General features: G+C 40.4%; 13 protein-coding genes and 1 pseudogene. 3 read left to right on the forward strand and 11 right to left on the reverse strand.

Annotated elements, in window-relative coordinates; translation table 11 throughout:
• Positions 1-95: 95 nt before the first annotated feature.
• The 10 genes and pseudogenes from dksA to TPSD3_RS08905 all read right to left on the reverse strand — a co-directional run bounded on the left by dksA (position 96) and on the right by TPSD3_RS08905 (position 12,848).
• Positions 96-518 (reverse strand): RNA polymerase-binding protein DksA, encoded by a 423-nt coding sequence (dksA, locus tag TPSD3_RS08865; protein ID WP_086488185.1) that lies wholly within the window; start codon positions 516-518, stop codon positions 96-98.
• 189 nt (positions 519-707) lie between these two features.
• A pseudogene (locus tag TPSD3_RS18135) lies at positions 708-842 on the reverse strand (fructose-1,6-bisphosphate aldolase); the annotation flags it as partial.
• Positions 843-876: 34 nt separating this feature from the next.
• Positions 877-1,653 carry an HNH endonuclease family protein gene (locus TPSD3_RS08870; protein ID WP_086488186.1) on the reverse strand — a complete coding sequence of 259 codons (777 nt, stop codon included), beginning with the start codon at positions 1,651-1,653 and terminating at the stop codon, positions 877-879.
• Positions 1,650-4,379 carry a tetratricopeptide repeat protein gene (locus tag TPSD3_RS08875; protein ID WP_086488187.1) on the reverse strand — a complete coding sequence of 910 codons (2,730 nt, stop codon included), beginning with the start codon at positions 4,377-4,379 and terminating at the stop codon, positions 1,650-1,652. Before TPSD3_RS08875 ends, TPSD3_RS08870 begins: the two co-directional genes overlap by 4 nt.
• Positions 4,380-4,480: 101 nt before the next feature.
• On the reverse strand, positions 4,481-5,542 hold the full coding sequence (gene fba / locus TPSD3_RS08880) for a class II fructose-bisphosphate aldolase (protein WP_086488188.1): 1,062 nt from the start codon (positions 5,540-5,542) through the stop codon (positions 4,481-4,483).
• Between the two features lie 150 nt (positions 5,543-5,692).
• Positions 5,693-7,141 (reverse strand): pyruvate kinase, encoded by a 1,449-nt coding sequence (pyk, locus tag TPSD3_RS08885; protein WP_086488189.1) that lies wholly within the window; start codon positions 7,139-7,141, stop codon positions 5,693-5,695.
• Positions 7,142-7,291: 150 nt separating this feature from the next.
• Entirely contained in the window at positions 7,292-8,476 is a 1,185-nt protein-coding gene (locus TPSD3_RS08890; protein WP_086488190.1) for a phosphoglycerate kinase, read from the reverse strand.
• A gap of 72 nt (positions 8,477-8,548) precedes the next feature.
• On the reverse strand, positions 8,549-9,559 hold the full coding sequence (gene gap / locus TPSD3_RS08895; RefSeq protein ID WP_086488191.1) for a type I glyceraldehyde-3-phosphate dehydrogenase: 1,011 nt from the start codon (positions 9,557-9,559) through the stop codon (positions 8,549-8,551).
• A gap of 127 nt (positions 9,560-9,686) precedes the next feature.
• Positions 9,687-11,678: a transketolase gene (gene tkt / locus TPSD3_RS08900; RefSeq protein WP_086488192.1), complete on the reverse strand. Its 1,992-nt coding sequence runs from the start codon at positions 11,676-11,678 to the stop codon at positions 9,687-9,689.
• A gap of 435 nt (positions 11,679-12,113) precedes the next feature.
• The gene (locus TPSD3_RS08905) at positions 12,114-12,848 is read right to left on the reverse strand and encodes an HNH endonuclease family protein (RefSeq protein WP_086488193.1); all 735 of its coding nucleotides are present in this window, start codon (positions 12,846-12,848) and stop codon (positions 12,114-12,116) included.
• Positions 12,849-12,941: 93 nt separating this feature from the next.
• Here TPSD3_RS08905 and TPSD3_RS08910 point away from each other — a divergent pair, with 93 nt between their 5' ends.
• From TPSD3_RS08910 to TPSD3_RS08920, 3 genes are read left to right on the forward strand one after another with little or no spacing between them, the layout of a single operon-like run.
• A complete protein-coding gene (locus TPSD3_RS08910) occupies positions 12,942-15,941 on the forward strand; it encodes an ATP-binding protein (RefSeq protein WP_086488194.1) in 3,000 nt (999 codons plus the stop codon).
• Positions 15,942-17,630 (forward strand): cation:proton antiporter domain-containing protein, encoded by a 1,689-nt coding sequence (locus TPSD3_RS08915; RefSeq protein WP_086488195.1) that lies wholly within the window; start codon positions 15,942-15,944, stop codon positions 17,628-17,630.
• Between the two features lie 30 nt (positions 17,631-17,660).
• A complete protein-coding gene (locus TPSD3_RS08920; RefSeq protein ID WP_217884408.1) occupies positions 17,661-18,416 on the forward strand; it encodes an Lcl C-terminal domain-containing protein in 756 nt (251 codons plus the stop codon).
• Between the two features lie 15 nt (positions 18,417-18,431).
• On the opposite strand, the gene TPSD3_RS08925 is transcribed toward TPSD3_RS08920, so the two are convergent.
• Positions 18,432-19,640 (reverse strand): ISNCY family transposase, encoded by a 1,209-nt coding sequence (locus TPSD3_RS08925; protein WP_217884406.1) that lies wholly within the window; start codon positions 19,638-19,640, stop codon positions 18,432-18,434.
• Positions 19,641-20,226: the final 586 nt, after the last annotated feature.

Raw genomic sequence — 20,226 nt, forward strand, 5'->3', positions numbered from 1 at the left:
TCGTTAAAATGAAAGGACGCAATGTATTTTTAACATTGCGTCCTTTGTCGTGTGTTTTGTTTTCTCTTAAAAAAATCATCGTCTACGGCGATAGATTACGATTTACGATGTTGTTTTTCCAGACGTTCTTGTCGCTCTTTTGCCTCAATCGATAACGTGGCAATTGGACGCGCCAATAGGCGTTTTAAACCAATTTCTTCTCCTGTTTCATCACAGTAGCCAAAAGAACCATCTTGGATACGCTCTAGGGCTTCATCGATTTTTTTAATCAATTTGTGATAACGCTCAGTGGTACGAAGTTCTAAGGTGGTGTCGGACTCCAAACTGGCACGATCCACATCATCGGCTTGTCGCCAATCGTTTTCTTGAAGAAGTTCCGAAGCATGATTTTCTTCTTGTTGTAATTCATTCTTCCATGCCAACAAGCGACGACGGAAAAATTCCAACTGGTAGTCATTCATGTAAGTTTCTTCTTCGCTGGGTTGATAACCCTCTGGCAAGGTGATTGGTTCTGACATCAAAACCCCCTTTTTTAAAGTTAAAGGTAAAAACGGTGGCGCATTATAAAGAAAACCGTTTTGTTTTAAAACCCTAATTCAACACCTTCACCACGCCTCAACTGTTCTCGTGAAAGCGCGAAAAAAACAAAAACGCGAATAATCAATCGATTACCCACGTTTTTGCCATAGTCTAAAAATAAAACCGAATTAACGCACTTGTGCGTTTAACTCTCCGCGTTGATAGCGGGTGGCCATGGTATCTAATGATAAGGGTTTGATTTTACCTGCCATTCCCGCGCAGCCGAAGGCTTCAAAACGCGCTTGACAGATTTCTTTCATCGCCTTCGTTGAGGCTTTTAAGAATTTACGCACCGCATTAAATTTTAAACTCTTTTTTAATCAAATCTATAATAACTTGGTAAAATTCTTTTAATTCCCCTTTTTCGTTAGGTTTACTGTAGTCGTCAATAATTTCTTGAGCTAACTTCTTACCTTTATCAGTGTGCCAATTTTCTCCACATCCCTCATAAAAAAGCTTTGTAGCTTTTATCCATGCTTCATAACGGCGATTCGCTAAAGTTTGATGATTAAGATTTAAACAACCTTCTTTTTTGCCTGTCAGGGGATCGTCATTTTCTTCATTTTCTTTCCGTAAACGAGCAACTTTTATACATTTAAGATCCGATTCTTTTCGGTCTCCACTTTTTCTAATTGTATAGTTAATATAACGAATTCTAAAACCGTCAAATTTTTTAGTCGCTAAATTAGGAATATCTTTTAGCTCCTCTCCACCTTTGCGATTATTACAATGACTTTGTCCATGGGTGTATCCCTCACAAGCAGCAAAAAGATTATCATAATCTAATTGAAGATGTTTATATTCCTCTTTCGATTTGGGCTTAAAATGTTCTACACTCATTTCAGGCAGGAGAGAGTTTCCTTTTTCATCTTTAGGAAGGCTGATTCTTTGTTGACAATAACAGCAAACATAACCCTGTTCTTCGAGAAGTTGCTCACGCACTTTACGAAAATGCTCTTTATACTCTTCTTTACGGGCTAAACCCTTCTTATATACAGGTTTAATACCTTGCTGCTTTTCTTGTTCTTTAAAATTTTCCAACGCAGGGCATGGTTTTTTACGAACACGTATCATTTCATCTTCTCCATCAAATGGATAGAGGCACTCAGCTCATTAACAATAGGATCATCATCTCCTAAAATTTCTTGCAGTTCATTTAGAAGTTCTTTTGCGGGTTCTAATTGTTCTTGATCAAAAAAATCATAAAGATCATCAATTTTTCTTTGGATTTCTGGGGGGCGTGCTTCTATGCCATAGAACTCAAAAAACAGATCAATTTCATTACGTCCATAAAAATGTTTCACAGGAATAGCCACATTATCTTTAATCTTGTAAACAGAAGTTTGTTTCCATTGTCTTAAATAACCCAGAACCATGGGAGAATGGCTAGTGACAATAAATTGTAAACAAGGGAATGTTTCTACCAGCACCCGTAAAATGCTTCGTTGTCGCATTGGGTGCAAATAAGTATCAATTTCATCAATCAATATAATTCCATGTAAGTCTTGAATAGTATTTGCTTCATAGCGTTTGCCGCGTGCATTTGGGTGACGCAAAAAGGGGTGTTTTTCGGCTTTTTGCGCGGTTTGATGGGCAGATAAAGCGGCATATAGGCGCATGACGAGACGACCAACCCAGATAAAAATGTTGGTATAGCCTTGACTTAATAAATCTAAAGAAATACCTTCGGGCATGTCTGGCGTGCAGATGATAACGTCTTTTTCACCCGTGGCGGGGTCATGAACAGCAGTTTTTAAGCGAATCGCATTTGATTCGGTGTCAGAAATGATTTTTGAAAAAATATCAAATACCCACTGAATTTGTACCAAGTTTTTCTCACGAATTCCCGCATCAGGTTCACGATAAAGTGCAACTATCCATTCGACTAAATCGGCTTTCCATTTGCTGATGTCACGATCTTCTATTAAATTAAGCACATCATTTAAATTAGGTTCAACAATATTGCCAATGGCTTTTGAGTCCCGTTTTTTACCTTGTGGAAAACCCAGCACTAAATCAATAAAACGATTATCAGTGGCTAATAACCATTCATCATCATTATCGACAAAAACTTTTATCTTGACACCACTTAATTCTGTATCGTTAAGTTCAATAATTTGACTTTGTGCGGCATTAATTTGTAGGTCTAAACGAATAGAGCCTTTTTCACAAAAAATTTTTACTCCATCTTCGTCTGTTCCTTCAATACGTAAATAATGTTGAATTAATTCAACATCTAAATTTTTGGCTTTTCCAGATAAAGCCAGCGCAATGGCTTTTAAAATGCTGGATTTACCGCTGCCATTTTCTCCAATTAAAATTGTAATTTGTCGGCTTAAATCAATATTGAGATTTTCAAAACGTCCAATATTTTCTAATTGCAAAGAATGCAGTTTTAAAGGTTTACCAATTTCAGTTAATTGTTTTATTTCACCACTTTTTAGTTTATCGCTCAGTAAACGAATAAATCTTAAAGATTGCAAAAATTCAGCTTCTGGAATAAAGCCAAAATCTTCAATTTTCCCGCCTTTAAGGGTTAAATAGTCATCAATTTGTGTTTTCTCAATTAAAAAATGCTCTAGTGCATTCTCCCAAGGTTGAGAATAAGTTTTTTCCCAACGTTTTTCCCCATCAATTTGGATAAAACCATCAAATAATTGGGTTAAATCTTGCAAAAATTGAGCTTTTTCAGGTGAATCTTCTCCATTAAAAACAATGGTTAATTGTTGTTCAATATTAAGAACAAGAGCAATTGTTGGCATTTGATTGGTGCTATCAATGCCTTTCCAGAAAGAAAAATATAAAAATTCTTCTTCCCCTAAAAACCAATAACCTTTAGACAATCGCCCTTGCTCATCATTACGCGGAGTGCGAAGGGTGAAATAAAAAAGCGTTTTTTCAAGTTGTTGCATGAAAAATTGCAAAACAACATTGTGCAAAACAGCTATTTCAGTAATGTCTTTTGCGGTATTTGGATTTTGGATGATTATATTGGCAAGATTGTTTAAACTTTGTTTGGTCTCTCGATGGGAAACTCCGAGTTTTCCCTCACGGATAGCTAGGGCTTTTGCTTGAAGTTCTTTTGCTTCAGGGGTGTCACCTTGTTTTTCATAAAGAGTAGCTAAATTATTAAGAACTGCAGCCACATTAGGATGTTGTGAGCCAAAGTTTTTTTCAAAAATAGCCAAAGATTCTTTATAAAAAAGAATGGCTTTACTATAATCATTCTGTTCCTGATAAATATTGGCTAAATTATTAAGGCTTATAGCCACATCAGGATGTTGATCTCCGAGACATTGTTTCCGAATATCTAAAGCTTCTTCATAAAACTCTTTGGCTTTAGTATGATTGTCTTGTTCTTTATAAACATTAGCTAAACTATTAAGACTTGTAGCCACATCAGGATGTCGATCTCCAAAATGTTTTTTCCGAATGGCTAAGGATTTTTTATAAAATACTTCGGCTTTAGCAGTATGGTCATCTTGTTCTTGATAAACACTGGCTAAAATATCAAAACTTGCAGCCAAATCAGGATGATCTACGCCAAGTATTTTCTTTTGAATTGGAATAGCCGCATCTAAGCGTAATTTTGCTTCTTCATATTTCCCCAGCCTATAATAAGCATTTGCTGCATTGACTAAAGACACAGCATAATTTTGTTTTTGTTCTCTTATTCCTTTGTATAGCTTTGCCGATTCTAAAAAACAATCAACCGCTTCTTGATAATGGGCAGAGTTTAACGCAGTTAATCCCGCCTCAAACTTTTCTTTTGCTACTCTCAAGCGTTTATTAAAATTCATGATTTAACCCCCTAAAATTTACTTAATACAAGACAAAAACGCAAATAACCAAACCGATTACCTGCGTTTTTGCCATAGTATAGCCTAAAAATAAAAACGAATTAACGCACTTGTGCGTTTAACTCTCCGCGTTGATAGCGGGTGGCCATGGTATCTAATGATAAGGGTTTGATTTTACCTGCCATTCCTGCGCAGCCGAAGGCTTCAAAACGCGCTTGACAGATTTCTTTCATCGCCTTCGTTGAGGCTTTTAAGAATTTACGTGGATCGAATTCTTTGCGATTCTCGTGTAAGAATTTACGCACCGCACCCGTTGAAGCCATACGCAAATCCGTGTCAATATTCACTTTACGCACGCCATGCTTAATGCCTTCGACGATTTCATTCACTGGCACGCCGTAAGTTTGTCCCATGTCGCCGCCGTAATTGTTGATGATTTCCAACCAATCTTGTGGCACAGAAGAAGAACCGTGCATGACCAAATGCGTGTTAGGCAAGCGGGCGTGAATCTCTTTAATACGACCGATGGCCAAAATATCGCCAGTGGGTGGACGAGTGAATTTATACGCGCCATGACTCGTGCCAATGGCAATCGCTAAAGCATCAACGCCTGTTTTTTTCACAAAATCAGCGGCTTCCTCAGGATCGGTTAATAACTGATCGTGGCTCAAATGGCCTTCGGCACCGCTGCCGTCTTCTTCGCCCGCCGTCCCTGTTTCCAGCGATCCCAAACAACCCAACTCACCTTCCACCGATACCCCGCCTGAGTGCGCCATATCCACCACTTGACGAGTGACATTGACGTTATACTCATACGTCGCTGGCGTTTTCATATCGGCCATCAAAGAACCGTCCATCATCACAGAAGTAAAACCGCTCTGAATCGAACGTAAACACACCGCTGGTTCACCGCCGTGATCTTGGTGTAAAACAATTGGAATATCAGGATACATTTCGGCAGCCGCAATCACCAAATGCCGCAAAAATGGCTCGCCCGCGTAAGACCGTGCGCCCGCAGAAGCCTGCAAAATCACAGGACTATCCACCGCCACCGCGGCTTGCATAATCGCTTGAATCTGCTCTAAATTATTCACATTGAACGCAGGCATTCCATAACCGTGTTCGGCGGCATGGTCTAACAACTGGCGTAAAGAAATAAGCATAAGTTCAACTCCCTTAAATTAAGTTCTTTATTAAAAGTGGTATTTGGCTCGGAATATTATTGTTATAAGTGATTCAGTCATTCATAAAACGATTTTATCTGAATCAGAATTTTTAGAAAAAACCAATTCTGATTCAGAAAAATTAAACCATCATGCAATAGGGAACAATTGTTGTTGTCCAACGCCGATAATTTTCATCACATTTGTGCCGCCGCTAATGCCTTTTAAATCGCCTTTGGTAATTAAAACCAAATCATGATCGCTGACAATACCGAATTGTTTTAATTTGTCCGTGACTTGACAATTTAATTCAATGGTATCTAAACAATTCAAATCAAATAAAACAGGATGCACACCGCGATATAAAGTCACTTTGCGACAGGTTTCAGCATGGCGCGAAAAGGCGAAAATGGGAATCATGGAATTAATCCGCGACATCCATAACACCGTTGATCCCGACTCCGTCAACGACGCAATCGCTTGAATATTCAAGTGATTAGCCACATACATCGAAGCCATCGCAATCGATTCATCGACTCGTCCGAAAGTGGCATCCACGCGATAATCGGATTTACGCGCCAAAGGTTGTTTTTCCGCTTCTCGACAGACGCGATCCATCGCTTTGACTGCTTTATCGGGATAACGCCCGGCTGCGGTTTCAGCCGACAACATGACTGCATCCGTGCCATCAAACACCGCATTCGCCACATCAGAGACTTCAGCGCGAGTGGGAATGGGATTGTCGATCATCGATTCCATCATTTGCGTGGCCGTAATCACCGCTTTATTGCAGTCGCGGGCTTTGCTGATCAACAACTTTTGCGCGGCAGGTAAAGCAGCATCTCCGATTTCTACGCCTAAATCTCCGCGGGCGACCATGATGGCATCGGAGGCTTTAATAATTTCTTCGTAGTTTTTCAGAGCTTCAGCCCGCTCAATTTTAGCGATTAAACCCGCACGGCTGCCGGTCGCTTCTAACAATTGCCGCGCTTGCTGCATATCATTGGCATCGCGGGGAAAGGAAATAGCGACGTAATCAACTTGTAATTCTGCGGCAACCAACAAATCTTGTCGATCTTTATGCGTCAAGGCTTCGGCCGATAAGCCACCGCCTTGGCGATTAATGCCTTTATTATTCGATAACACGCCGCCAACGAAGGTTTCACAATGGATTTCTACCCCGGCGACTCGTTTCACTTGCAACACAATGCGCCCGTCGTCTAATAACAAAATATCGCCTTTTTTCACATCATAAGGCAATTGTTTGTACGCCAAACCGACACGTTCTGTATTTCCCGCATCACTGGGACAAGCCGCGTCAAGAATAAACGGTTGACCTTCTTGCAACAAAATTTTGTCTTGTGCAAATCGCTCAATGCGAATTTTTGGCCCCTGTAAATCAGCAATAATACCGATGTGTCGCCATTCTAAAGCGGGCGATTCGCGTAAGGCTTTAACCCGTTCGCGGTGCGTATCCGCAGTGCCATGAGAAAAGTTTAAGCGCACTAAATTAACACCCGCTTCGATAATTTTCCCTAATATCAAGGGATTATCAGTGGCAGGGCCTAAAGTGGCGATGATTTTGGTACGACGGTGCATAGATGAAATAGCCTCGATTCCTTTGGGTAAAATAGAAAAGTCGAATTTTAGGCGACATTCATTATTATTATTGGGGATAATTAAGAATATAAAAAGCAAAGGGATAATGATTAGGGTTAAAAGTCAATTATCCCTTTTTTTCGGACAAAATTACTCTTGATAATTTGCCCGTTCTTCTAAAATAGCGACTGCGGGTAATGTTTTGCCTTCTAAGAATTCTAAGAAAGCCCCGCCGCCGGTAGACACATACGACACTTGTTTTTCAATGCCGTATTTATCAATGGCCGCTAATGTATCACCACCACCCGCAATGGAAAAAGCGGGACTGGCGGCAATGGTTTCTGCTAATACACGAGTGCCTGCGCTGAACTGCTCAAACTCGAATACGCCAACAGGGCCATTCCACACAATCGTGCCTGCTTTTTGTAAAATCTCGCGGAACATTTCAGCCGTTTTAGACCCGATGTCAAAAATCATATCATCATCGGCAACATCTTGAATTAACTTACATTCTGCGGGAGTAGATTCAGAAAAAGCCTTGCCTGTCACCACATCAATAGGCAGAGGAATATCACCGCCATTGGCGCGAGCAGCGGCCACTAATTTTTTCGCCTCTTCAATTAAATCTTTTTCATACAAAGACTTACCGATAGGATAACCCGCAGCCGCAATAAACGTATTGGCAATGCCACCGCCGACGATCAATTGATCGACAACTTTAGATAAAGACTCTAATACGGTTAATTTGCTGGATACTTTAGAACCGCCCACAATCGCCACCAATGGCCGCGCAGGTTGTGCCAAAGCACGGCCTAATGCGTCCAATTCTGCAACCAATAAGGGGCCAGCACAAGCAACAGGCGCGTATTTAGCCACGCCATGCGTGGAGGCTTGGGCGCGGTGTGCCGTGCCGAACGCATCCATCACATAAATATCACATAAGGCTGCCATTTTTTGGGCTAATGCGTCATTGTTCTTCGTCTCGCCCACTTCAAAACGCACATTTTCACAAATGACCAATTCGCCATCATTAATCTCAACCCCATTTAACCAATCTTTGGCTAAACGCACCGGCTGTTTTAATAAATCACTTAAATACTCGGCGACGGGTTTTAATGAAGATTCTTCGCTATAAACGCCTTCTTCAGGACGACCCAAATGCGACATCACCATGACTTTTGCGCCCGCTTTTAAGGCGTGTTCAATAGTCGGCAGCGAGGCACGAATTCGCGCATCACTGGTCACTTTGCCATTTTTCACGGGAACATTTAAATCTTCACGAATTAACACCCGCTTCCCATTTAAATCTAAATCCGTCATTTTAATAATTGGCATTATCGCTCCTATCAACATTGCACCGCTAACGCGGTGCGCATGGGTTAATTTTGGGATTTTAATGGGCTTTTATTACGCGCTCATTAATGCCACCGTGGTGTCTAACATTCGGTTAGAAAATCCCCACTCATTATCGTACCAAGATAACACTTTCACCAATGTTCCACCAATCACACGGGTTTGTGTGGAGTCGTAAGTGGAAGAGACGGAAGTGTGATTGAAATCAACCGACACCAACGGCGCAGTATTAAACGCTAAAATGCCTTTTAATGCGCCTTCAGAGGCTTCTTTAAGAATTTGGTCGATTTCTTCTTTAGAGGTGGCACGCGCCGCAACAAAGGTTAAATCCACCACAGACACGTTAATCGTCGGTACACGCATCGCAAAACCGTCTAATTTGCCGTTTAATTCAGGCAAAACTAAACCAACAGCCGCAGCCGCGCCCGTTTTCGTGGGGATCATGGATTGCGTTGCAGAACGCGCACGACGTAAGTCAGAGTGATACACGTCAGTCAACACTTGATCGTTGGTATACGCATGAATCGTGGTCATTAAACCGCTCACCACGCCAATTTTTTGGTGTAAAGGCTGCACCAAGGGGGCTAAACAGTTGGTCGTACAAGAAGCGTTAGAAATCACCGTGTGTTCGGGTTTTAACGTATTGTGATTTACACCGTAAACAATTGTCGCGTCCACATCGGCACCGCCGGGCGCGGAAATAATCACTTTCTTTGCGCCGCCTTTTAAATGTGCGCTGGCTTTTTCTTTACTGGTAAATAAGCCCGTGCATTCATAAACCACATCCACGCCCATTTCGCCCCAAGGTAAATTGGCAGGATTGCGCTCAGAAAGAACGCGAACACGGTCGCCATTCACCACCATTGAATCCCCATCCACAGACACAGAACCATTAAAACGACCGTGTGCAGTGTCATATTGGGTTAAATGCGCATTGGTTTTGGCATCGCCTAAATCATTGACCGCGACGATTTGAATTTGATCCGTACGGTTAGATTCATACAGCGCACGCATGACATTACGGCCGATGCGTCCATATCCATTAATTGCAACTTTAATTGCCATTGGGTTATTCTCCTATCTGTTCTTATCGGGTTATGAAATCAGGGAAATGCTGAAAAAAACACTGTTTTTTCTCAATGAGTAAAAAACTTATCCTATTCGCTTTTCTCAAAATAACAAAAAAGTGTTTTTAGAGCAAAGATTGTACCGCGGTGACAACGGCTTCAGAGGTGAGTCCAAAGTATTTCATCAACTCTCCGCCGGGCGCGGATTCGCCAAACGTGTTGACTCCGATCACTTTACCATTGAATCCCACATATTTTAACCAATAATCCGTCACACCGGCTTCTACAGCGACGCGGGCTTGCACGGAGGGGGGCAACACGGCTTCTCGATAGCTGGCTTCTTGTGCGTCAAAAATCTCCGCACAAGGCATGGAAACCACGCGCACCGCACGCCCAGCCGCATTTAATTGCTGTGCCGCGGTCATGGCTAAACCGACTTCTGATCCCGTCGCAATAATGATGGCTTCGGGGGTTTTTTCGGGTTCTAACAAAATGTAGCCGCCACGTTCAATGTCAGCGATTTGTTGTGCGCTGCGGGTTTGGTGGGGCAGATTTTGCCGTGAAAAAATCAAGCAACTGGGTGCAGTTTGACGTTCAATGGCGCATTTCCATGAAATCGCCGATTCTACCGCGTCACACGGCCGCCATACTGCCATACGAGGAATCATACGCAAAGTGGCCACTTGTTCCACAGGTTGATGTGTGGGGCCGTCTTCGCCCAAGCCAATAGAATCATGCGTGAATACGAAAATATTACGCGCTTTCATCAAAGCGGCCATTCTTAACGCATTACGCGCATATTCGGAAAACATGAGGAAAGTCGCCACATAAGGAATAAATCCACCGTGTAAACTGATTCCGTTGGCAATGGCTGACATACCGAATTCGCGCACACCGTAATGAATATAATTGCCACTGGCTTCGCGTTGAATACCTTTTGCGCCCGGCCATAAGGTTAAATTAGACCCGGCCAAATCGGCAGAACCGCCCATTAATTCGGGCAATAAGGGTGCAAATCCGGTAATGGCATTTTGTGAGGCTTTACGGCTGGCGATGGTGGCGGCTTGTGCGTTGACTTTTTCCACAAATGCGGCCGATTCTTGCGCCCAATTTGCGGGCAATTCGCCTTGCATTCGACGGGTAAATTCAGTGGCTAATTCGGGATGGGCTTTGGCATATTGGGCAAATTTTTCTTCCCAACTTTCTTGGGCTTGTTTGCCTTTATCATTAGCACGCCAATGCGCATAAATCTCTTCAGGAATCACAAAAGGTTCGTGTGGCCAGCCGATGGCTTGACGGGTTAAAGCGATTTCATCATTGCCCAAAGGTGCGCCGTGGCATTCTTCTTTACCTTGTTTATTGGGCGATCCCCAACCGATAATGGTTTGACAACACAATAAACTGGGTTTATCGGTTACGGCTTGAGCAGCTTCAATGGCGGCTTTAATCGCTTGGGGATCATGGCCGTCAATTTTCGGAATCACATGCCAACCATAGGCTTCAAATCGCTTAGGCGTATCATCGGTAAACCAATCGTGAACTTCTCCGTCAATAGAGATGCCATTATCGTCATAAAACGCAATTAATTTACCCAATTTTAACGTGCCAGCCAATGAGCAGGCTTCATGAGAAATTCCTTCCATCATGCAACCATCACCTAAAAAAACATAAGTGTGATGATTCACAATCTCATAATTGGGACGATTAAATTGTGCGGCTAAGGTTTTTTCTGCAATGGCAAAGCCGACCGCATTTGTGATACCTTGTCCTAAGGGGCCGGTGGTGGTTTCGACACCGGGAGTGTAACCGTATTCTGGATGGCCGGGAGTTTTGGAATGGAGTTGGCGAAATTGTTTTAAATCATCAATGCTCAGGTCGTAACCGCTTAAATGTAGTAATGAATACACTAACATAGAGCCGTGACCATTAGACAGCACAAAACGGTCTCGATCTGCCCATTTGGGGTCATTGGGATTATGCCGTAAAAAATCGTTCCACAGCACTTCAGCAATATCCGCCATACCCATAGGGGCACCGGGGTGGCCGGAGTTGGCTTTTTGTACGGCATCCATGCTGAGGGCGCGAATGGCGTTAGCGAGTTCTCTACGCGATGGCATAAAAATTCTCCTCGGTTGGTATTGAAGCAAAAACAACAAGGGAAAAAGGCTGGCACTGTAGGCAATCAATAGCCGATTTGCAACTTTTTTTCGGGGTTGATTGTGCTTTGATGGTTGAGTTAGGTTTAATTATTTTAAAACAGAGTGTTAGCCATGAGAGCGAAACATGACCCATTCTGTTTGAAGCGCGCTATTCATCAGTAAATAAGAATAATCTAATATTGTCAACACCACGTCCGCTGTGATGATTGCACTTGTGTTTGGGGACAAAACAACTTCGTGGCAGTATAGCATTATTATGCCATATCCTTATCAAAATGCCACGAAATTTTATGTTAGTGCTTGTTTTAACAAATAAATTTTAGTTATGGAAAGGATAAGTTTGTCTTTGTTGAAAGACAATCAACGTAGAAGTTATTGAGGTGAAGAGGATTTTTAGAAAGTCAGCGTCCATTCTTCTGAGGAAAGCCCGACTTGTTTAACCGCTTGAATACAGAAAGTATAAATTCTTTTTCCCGGCATATTTTTTTCTGCATAATAGCCATTATTAAGTAAAACAGGTCTTCTAAAACGAGACGAATCTTTTCCTAAGAAATGGGGATAATTTTCAGCCAATTGAACAAATTGTTCAGGTTCTAATTCTGCGATTTTATTTAAAGTAAATACCAACACTTCTGCCCACGTTTTTACAGACAAGGTATCGCCCGATAGGCTTATGGAAAGGGGACTTTTACCGGTCACATTATTGGCATTCTGATGAGAAGAATCACGATCACCAAAATAAGGCCAAACTTTTAAAGCCAATTCTGCCAAATATTCTGCACGTTTTTCTATTTCTTCCGCATTCCAAACAGAAATATTTTTAAAATATTTATTTAGCTCCAAATGGCTTTCTTGCAATTTTTCTTTTTTATCAGGAAAGGGGAGATTAGACAATTGTGAATTGTAACCTGTTAAAGTTAAATTACCGAGCGTATGCTTGTACAATTCGTGAATCGTTTCCCATTCTCCGCCTAAATGGGTTTGCCACCAAGTTTGATTTTCAATGTGTTGTGGCAAAATATGTTCAATTGACAAGTTATCAAAATCGACGGGTTCTTGATGTTTAAAAGCGGATTCAAGGCTATTTAAAAGCAATCGCGGGCGACGTTTTCTATCTCCGACATAAATTTGTTATATTTATCTTTTGATTTATAGTTTGCCGTCAAATTCATTGGCTGTTAGAATCCAAGCATTATCCCGCAGGACACATACGGATTATTTATGAAACTACAATATAAACTGCCTTTATCGTTTAATCTGATCGTATTGTTATCAGTATTATTAACCAGTGGATTTGCCATTCACTATTTTAATAAAACTTTAGAACAACAAGCCTACCAAATATTAGATGAGAAAGCGGATGTGGCTTGGCTGATTTATCAAAAACAATTAGAACACATTGGTAATAACGCCAAACATATTGCTTATGATACCAGCTTGCAAAAATCATTGGCCGAAAAAAACTTTTTCGGTATTGAACAATTATTAGAGCGGCTTTTAAAAGATAAGCATATTTATCATGCGACGTTATTGCAACTCGATGAGCAACATGTGACGATTCTTGATATAGAAGGTCATATTGTGGCGCAAATTGGCTTAGAAAATTATCCGCTATTCAGTTACCATTTATCGAATTTGGATGTGAATAATCCGTTATTACAACGTGCGTTATTGGAGAGAAAATTATTAATTTTTCCAGAACTGATTGCAGGCAGCCCTATTGTGAGTTTATCGGCAGTAATGCCCATAGTGAAAAAAGAACAAATTGATGCCTTTAATGAAAAAACCAGTTTAATTGGTTTGGTATTATTGCGCAGCGTGTTGCAAAATAATGTCGAATTAACCCAACAAATTAGTGAATTATTAGGCGTAAGCAGCGCGATTTATCAAGATGCCCGTCCTATTTCTAGTTCACATTCTTTATCGCCACTGAATGAGCAGCGTTACGCGCAAATTTTACAAGGACAATTAGAACAAACAGGCTATTTTGAAAAGGGACAATTACTCAGTCGTTTTTTCCCGTTAAAAGATGTATCGGGAGAACCCATTGCTGCATTAGGTATTCATTTGCAAGCGGATCAATACGTGGATACCGCGCATAAAGTGATTCAAGATTTATTGTGGATGACGTTATTGTGTTTAATAGGAACATTATTATTGTCTTTTGTGATTTTGCGTAGCATTTTACATCCTGCTCGACAATTATTAGAAGGTGTTAATCGCATTCATGCGGGAGAATTGCAACATCGCATTGTGGTTTCTGCGCATGATGAATTGGGTTTATTAGGTAAAGCATTTAATGATATGGCGAATCGTTTAAGCGAGTCGTTTAATTTATTAGAACAGCGCATTCAAAACGCCACAGAAAAATTGCATCATACCCTAGTTCATCAACGTTCTATTATGGACACTATGACTGATGGATTATTGGTGACAGATACTGATAATCATATTGTGCTTTATAACTCTGCATTTGAAAAACTTTTTCCTAATTATCCGCCCGTATTAGGTGGTCATTGTTCTGAAGTGTGCAGTCCTGAATTGCAACAATTAATTCGACAAGCACAAAATGAGCAAATTGTGACCACCGTAGAAATTATTCCTTTGTCTAATATGCGCATTGGCAATGCAGTGGCCGCGCCTATTTTCCAAGCCATTGAACTCAATACACCCATTCCAGAAATTGCAGAAGAATATAGTGGTTTAGTGGTTTTAGTGCGCGACATTACGGCACAAAAACAAGTTGAATATGAATTAGCCGAAGAGAAAAACCGCGCCGAACAAGCCCGTGCCGAAGCCGAAGTGGCCAATCAAGCTAAAAGTGTTTTCTTAGCCAATATGAGCCATGAATTAAGAACGCCATTAAATGGAATTTTAGGCTATGCCCAAATTTTGTTACGCGATCCCCAATTGACGAAAAAGCAATTAGAAGGCGTGGAAATTATTCGTCGTAGCGGGGATTATTTATTGACTTTGATTAACGATATTTTAGATTTATCTCGTATCGAAGCCAATCGTATTGAATTATACGTGACTGATATTATTTTTAGTGATTTTTTAAACGATATTGTTGAGCTATTTAAAATTCGTGCTGAACAAAAAGGCATTGCTTTTATTTATGAGCAATTGTCACAATTACCGCAAGGCATTCGCGGAGATGAAAAGCGATTACGGCAGATTTTAATTAATCTATTGGGTAATGCGGTTAAATTTACAGAACAAGGTGGCATTACTTTTAAAGTGGGTTATTTTGAGAAAAAATTGCGTTTTCAAATCGAAGATACAGGCATTGGCATTGCTGATGAAGATTTAGAAAAGATATTTCAGGCTTTTGAGCAAGCGGGTGATCAAAATTATCGCGCACAAGGGACGGGTTTAGGTTTAGCCATTACCAAGCGTTTGGTGGAAATGATGGGTGGTGAATTAAAGGTAGAAAGCCATTTGCATCAAGGCACGACATTTTGGTTTTGTTTAGAACTTCCCGAAGTGTCAGAATTAATTCCTAGTAAAATGACCCAAATTCCTGTTATTACGGGTTATGAAGGGACGCGGCGACATATTTTAATGATTGATGATCGTTGGGAAAATCGTTCCGTCATGCACAATTTATTAATTCCGCTCGGTTTTAGTTTAGACGAAGCAGAAAATGGAGAGGAAGGGCTGCGTAAAGCCATTGAGAAAACGCCTGATTTAATTATCACGGATTTAGTGATGCCTGTTTTAGACGGCTTTGAAGTGGCGCGGCGGGCGCGTCAACATCCCGCGTTAAAACATATCCCAATTATCGCCGCATCAGCCAGTGTATTTGATTATCATCAGCAAGAAAGTTTTGCCGCGGGTTGTAATGAATTTATTGCTAAACCTGTGCGTTTTGATATATTGCTGAATGCTTTAGAAAAGCATTTAAATTTGCAATGGATTTATGATCATCGAGATGATTTAATTCATCTTCCTTTGCTGGATGAAACGGTAGCCATGAGCGAATTGGATAGCGAAGAAAGTAAAGAATTATTAACGCCACAACAAGCGACGATGTTGCATCAATTAATTTTAATGGGAGATATTGCAGGCATTATTGATAAAGCGGAATCGATTATTGCTGAATCTCCGAAAGCAACTTTATTGATGCAGCGTATTTGTCGTTATGCACAACAATTTGAAGATGATAAAATCATGACGTTATTAAAATCTTATTTAGATGCGCAACAGGAAGAAAAATAAATGGATGCTGCACATGAATTGATCCCCGTTATTGTGTTGTTATCGGCAGGTTTATTGGGGGTTTTGCTGATGCAATTATTTAAAATGACTTCGATTTTGGGTTATTTTTTAGCGGGTATTTTAATTGGTCCGCATATTTTGGGAATTGTGGACGAATCGGAGTTGATTATTTTCTTAGCGGAATTGGGCGTGGTGTTTCTCATGTTCGATATTGGGCTGCATTTGTCCTTAGAGCGTTTATGGGAAGGGCGACGGCAATTTTTAGGCTATGGTTTGGGGCAGATGCTCAGTGCGGGTTTATTGTTTTTTGCTGTGGCTTTGGCTTTGGGACAATCTTTAGAAGCCTCTTTCATTATTGCGGGTGGATTGGCTTTATCTTCTACTGCCATTGTGTTGCAATTATTGAGTGAACAAGAAGAAACCACCAGCCCTGTGGGTCGTTCAGCCACGCATATTTTAATCTTTCAAGATATTGCGGTTGTTTTCTTATTAATTCTGGTGATGGTTTTAAGTGACAGCACGGTGTCATTAATTCATTCTTTAGGTTTAGCATTAATCAAAGCGATTGCCGTTTTAGTGATTGTTTTCTTAGTGGGGCAATATTTGTTAAAACCTGTATTAAGTTGGATTAATCATTTTAACAGTATGGAATTATTTACCACTGCTATTTTATTAATTGTTTTAGGTACAGCAGCGGCAACGGGATTTGCAGGGCTTTCTTTACCTTTAGGGGCATTTTTAGCGGGTTTAATGATTTCAGAAACCGAATTTCGTTATCAAGTGCAAGCGGAAATTCAACCGTTCCGTAATTTATTATTAGGCTTATTTTTTATTACGGTGGGATTAGCCCTTGATTTAAGCGTTATTACTGAATATGCGTTTACTATAGCGGCAATGGTTTTGGTGTTATTTATCTTTAAAATCAGTACATTATGGTTAGTCGCTCGTTTAAGCGGTGGCAGTCCTAGTTTTTCTATGCGCTTGGCAATATTATTAGGGCAAGGGGGGGAATTTGCTTTAGTTTTATTTGGAGTCGCGGTACAAGATCGTTTATTGGATAATTTAACCGCACAATTATTAATGGCAACGATTGGCATTAGTTTTATTTTAACGCCATTTTTGGTGCAGTTCAGCCACCGCTTATCTTGTCGTTTAGCGCAAACAGAATGCAACATTATAAAGGATAATGTGTGTCGGGGACGGGTTTTTATTGCGGGATTTGGTAGAGTGGGACAAATCTTGGCGCGGGTGTTAGAAACAGAAAATATTGCTTATACGGCATTAGATCGAGATCGGGAGCGCATTGCTAAGGGATTAAGCGAAGGTTTTAATGTGGCGTTTGGTGATCCAATACAGCCAAAAATTTTAACCTCTGCGGGTGCTGAAAAAGCCTCAGCCATTGTTATTGCGATTGATAGTATGTCTTGTACTAAAAGTATTGTCGATTGGTTAAAACAAAAGCAGGAACATATTCCTATTTTTATTCACACGTGCAATCCCGAAGATTTAGAAAATTTAAAACGCATTAATGCGAAGATTGTTATTGATGTGGATACTTCAGGTTATGCGTTATGCAGCGCGGTATTAAAACATTTTAATGTCAGTGAGGCACAAATTGAAGCCCATTTACGCTTATTAAAAGCCGAAGCTGAACATGATTTTGAGTATTTGCAACAGCGATTTGGTTAGGTTTTATTTGCCTTGTTGAGTGTTTTCATTATGACTGAAGATCAAATTCAAGATTTCGCTCGTTTGGAAAAAAGCTATCAAGCTGTTTTTGATAATAATGCCAGACCTGAGCATCGTTCAATGGATTGTCGTAAATTCGCTGAGGCAATTTGTCGGCGTTTATATGTGCAGGAAATGCGTAAACAGCCTGATAAGCTCATGACTTTAAAGAGCTACTTAGATTTTTTTAGGAATAAACAATTGCCATTGGCTTATATTTATCCCCAAATAGAAACTATCCAAAATTTGGGTAATTACGCAGGTCATGATCAGCATGAGGAAGAGCCAATTACACTGGGTTATATTCAACCTGCTTTAAGTGCAGTTGATGTGTTAATGAATTGGTATGTTAAGAAGAAATTACAACGAAATGATTGGTTATTTGTTCAAGGGGTTAAAAAAGAAGAAAACCTCGCCAAGCCAGTTCAAGAAAATAAACCAGCACCCGCTTTAGAATTACCCAATATAAAGCCGCCAGAAAGCAAAGCGGATAATAAAGCGGTATCCTCAACCCTAATTAAAGACCGCTATCGCGATAACGGCGACGGCACTATAACCGACATCAAAACCAATCTTCAGTGGATGCGCTGCCTAATTGGACAAGAATGGCAGGATGGACGCTGTCAGGGAGAAGCACAGGAAATGAATTGGCATAACGCGCAGAAACTGAAGATCAACTTTGCAGGATATAACGACTGGCGAGTGGCGACAATTGAGGAACTGCTCAGCCAGCAATTCTCAATTTAAACCCTACCAAGCAACTCAAGAATTACGCCTAGAGAGGGCTTCAAGCATAAAATCGGTCAAATGCTGCCAACTATCGAATACTAAATATTGCATCAGGGTGCGTAACTGCTCAAAAAATGTGCGTCTTGATGGACACAAAAGACGTACTTTTTCATAGGTCTCATCCAAGTATTCTAGCATCGTATGCGTTAAATAAGCCAATAAAATCAACGTAGCCAGTAAGTTAGATAAGTGTTGCTTACCATGACCAAAGTTATGCTCAAAATGATAGCCGTTATTCTTTAGAATATTGTTGTTTTCATTTTCTATTTTCCAACGCGCTCTCGCTGCATCTGTCAGTTCTGCAAGGTTTTTTTCTGTTATTTTATGGGTGGTTATCCAGCTATTTTTGTATTTTTGCTTCCCTTGTCCATCAATTTCTACCAACTCGAACCAATTAACCATTAACGCATCGTTACCATCACGCAAAGGAACTTGATTCATGTAACGATAATGTCGGGTTGTTCGTTGTTTTCCGTGTTTATGATGGGTTTGTAGCGACTGTATTTTGTTCATTTGCTCAAATTCAGACAGCCACTCATGAGTTGTTTGATGAGAGTTTGGCTTGCAAGAAGTAATAATATCAAAGCCTTGCGCAATGGCTTTTTCAAAAAAAGGCTGATGCGCAAACAAATCATCCCCTAACAAAGTGGCTTGCCACAAGCTGTAATATTTACCCCAGTTGTCCAACCAACGTTTTGCCGCATTAATTTCGCAATCTTGTTTTTCTGCGCCATCTTGTGCCTGAATAAATTCAGGCGGCAGCGGTATCACGCGGGACTGTCCATGTGCAACGATAACGGGAGTTAATGCACTATGTCGATATAAAACTTTACCGTTAACCAAATCTTTTTTTAAACAACATGGACAAGAAATCTTTTGAGAACTGAAAAAATCAGTGCCATCCAAAGCAATAAATAATCCATTGTTTTTACTCATGAAGTTTTGTAAAAAACCATTATCATAGAGAAATTGATTAAGCTCAAAAAATAGTGGATAAATTTCGGTTTCAGGAACAGTATCCAGTAAATTACGAATTTGATTCATACTGGGGATTTTATGTATGCCAAAAATACTTTGGGCGTTATTTTTCCCGTGTGCTTTTTCCATTCGAGTTTGATAATCGAGAAAAGAAGAGCTTTGTGTGAAAAAAACAGAAAAAGCACTCAAAAAAGCATCACTCATGCTATATTTAAGGTTGTTCGCTGTTTTAGTCTTACGACTATCAGACAAATTTTCAGACATTTCTATTATTCGACCAATCAGGTAGTCAAAAAAATAGTGCTGATTTTTTTGGAAAAATGCTTCGAGTTTGTTCATCATCTTTACTTTCAATCAGTTATAAAAACATTGTTGGTTGTAAGGGTTTAAATTGAGAATTGCTGCTGCTCAGCTTGATTTACTGTAGCAGCGGGAAACCTGCTTATTTTCCAAATAATGGCGAAGGGTGTAAGGGTAGCTATCAGCGTCCGACCTTGGTGCAAGAAGTGTTTCCTGACTCACCTGCATCGGTTGTTTGGTCTGGTTCGCCCGTTTCTGACGATTCTCGTAATGCGTGGAACATAGACTTCGGTGATGGTCATGAATGTAGAATCTTCCGCTCCTTTAGCCGTCACGTTCGCTTAGTGCGCGGCGGACAGTGATTTGCATTTTTTCTTATTATTTTGTCTGAATCAGAATTTTCAGACACAAGGATTTTCAGAATTAATCCGTTCTTAAAATAATTTTTCTTCAATTCTGGAAATTTTGAAATTCTGTAAATTCTGATTCA

This window comes from Thioflexithrix psekupsensis (assembly GCF_002149925.1).
GTDB classification, from domain to species: Bacteria; Pseudomonadota; Gammaproteobacteria; order Beggiatoales; family Beggiatoaceae; genus Thioflexithrix; species Thioflexithrix psekupsensis.

Bases quoted from the DNA above. Each gene is read 5' to 3' on its own strand.
- tkt (WP_086488192.1), bottom strand. From the start codon at position 11,678: ATGCCATCGCGTAGAGAACTCGCTAACGCCATTCGCGCCCTCAGCATG.
- TPSD3_RS08870 (WP_086488186.1), bottom strand. From the start codon at position 1,653: ATGATACGTGTTCGTAAAAAACCATGCCCTGCGTTGGAAAATTTTAAA.
- TPSD3_RS08920 (WP_217884408.1), top strand. From the start codon at position 17,661: ATGACTGAAGATCAAATTCAAGATTTCGCTCGTTTGGAAAAAAGCTAT.
- pyk (WP_086488189.1), bottom strand. From the start codon at position 7,141: ATGCACCGTCGTACCAAAATCATCGCCACTTTAGGCCCTGCCACTGAT.
- TPSD3_RS08915 (WP_086488195.1), top strand. From the start codon at position 15,942: ATGGATGCTGCACATGAATTGATCCCCGTTATTGTGTTGTTATCGGCA.
- TPSD3_RS08890 (WP_086488190.1), bottom strand. From the start codon at position 8,476: ATGCCAATTATTAAAATGACGGATTTAGATTTAAATGGGAAGCGGGTG.
- TPSD3_RS08875 (WP_086488187.1), bottom strand. From the start codon at position 4,379: ATGAATTTTAATAAACGCTTGAGAGTAGCAAAAGAAAAGTTTGAGGCG.
- TPSD3_RS08910 (WP_086488194.1), top strand. From the start codon at position 12,942: ATGAAACTACAATATAAACTGCCTTTATCGTTTAATCTGATCGTATTG.
- dksA (WP_086488185.1), bottom strand. From the start codon at position 518: ATGTCAGAACCAATCACCTTGCCAGAGGGTTATCAACCCAGCGAAGAA.
- fba (WP_086488188.1), bottom strand. From the start codon at position 5,542: ATGCTTATTTCTTTACGCCAGTTGTTAGACCATGCCGCCGAACACGGT.
- gap (WP_086488191.1), bottom strand. From the start codon at position 9,559: ATGGCAATTAAAGTTGCAATTAATGGATATGGACGCATCGGCCGTAAT.
- TPSD3_RS08925 (WP_217884406.1), bottom strand. From the start codon at position 19,640: ATGAGTGATGCTTTTTTGAGTGCTTTTTCTGTTTTTTTCACACAAAGC.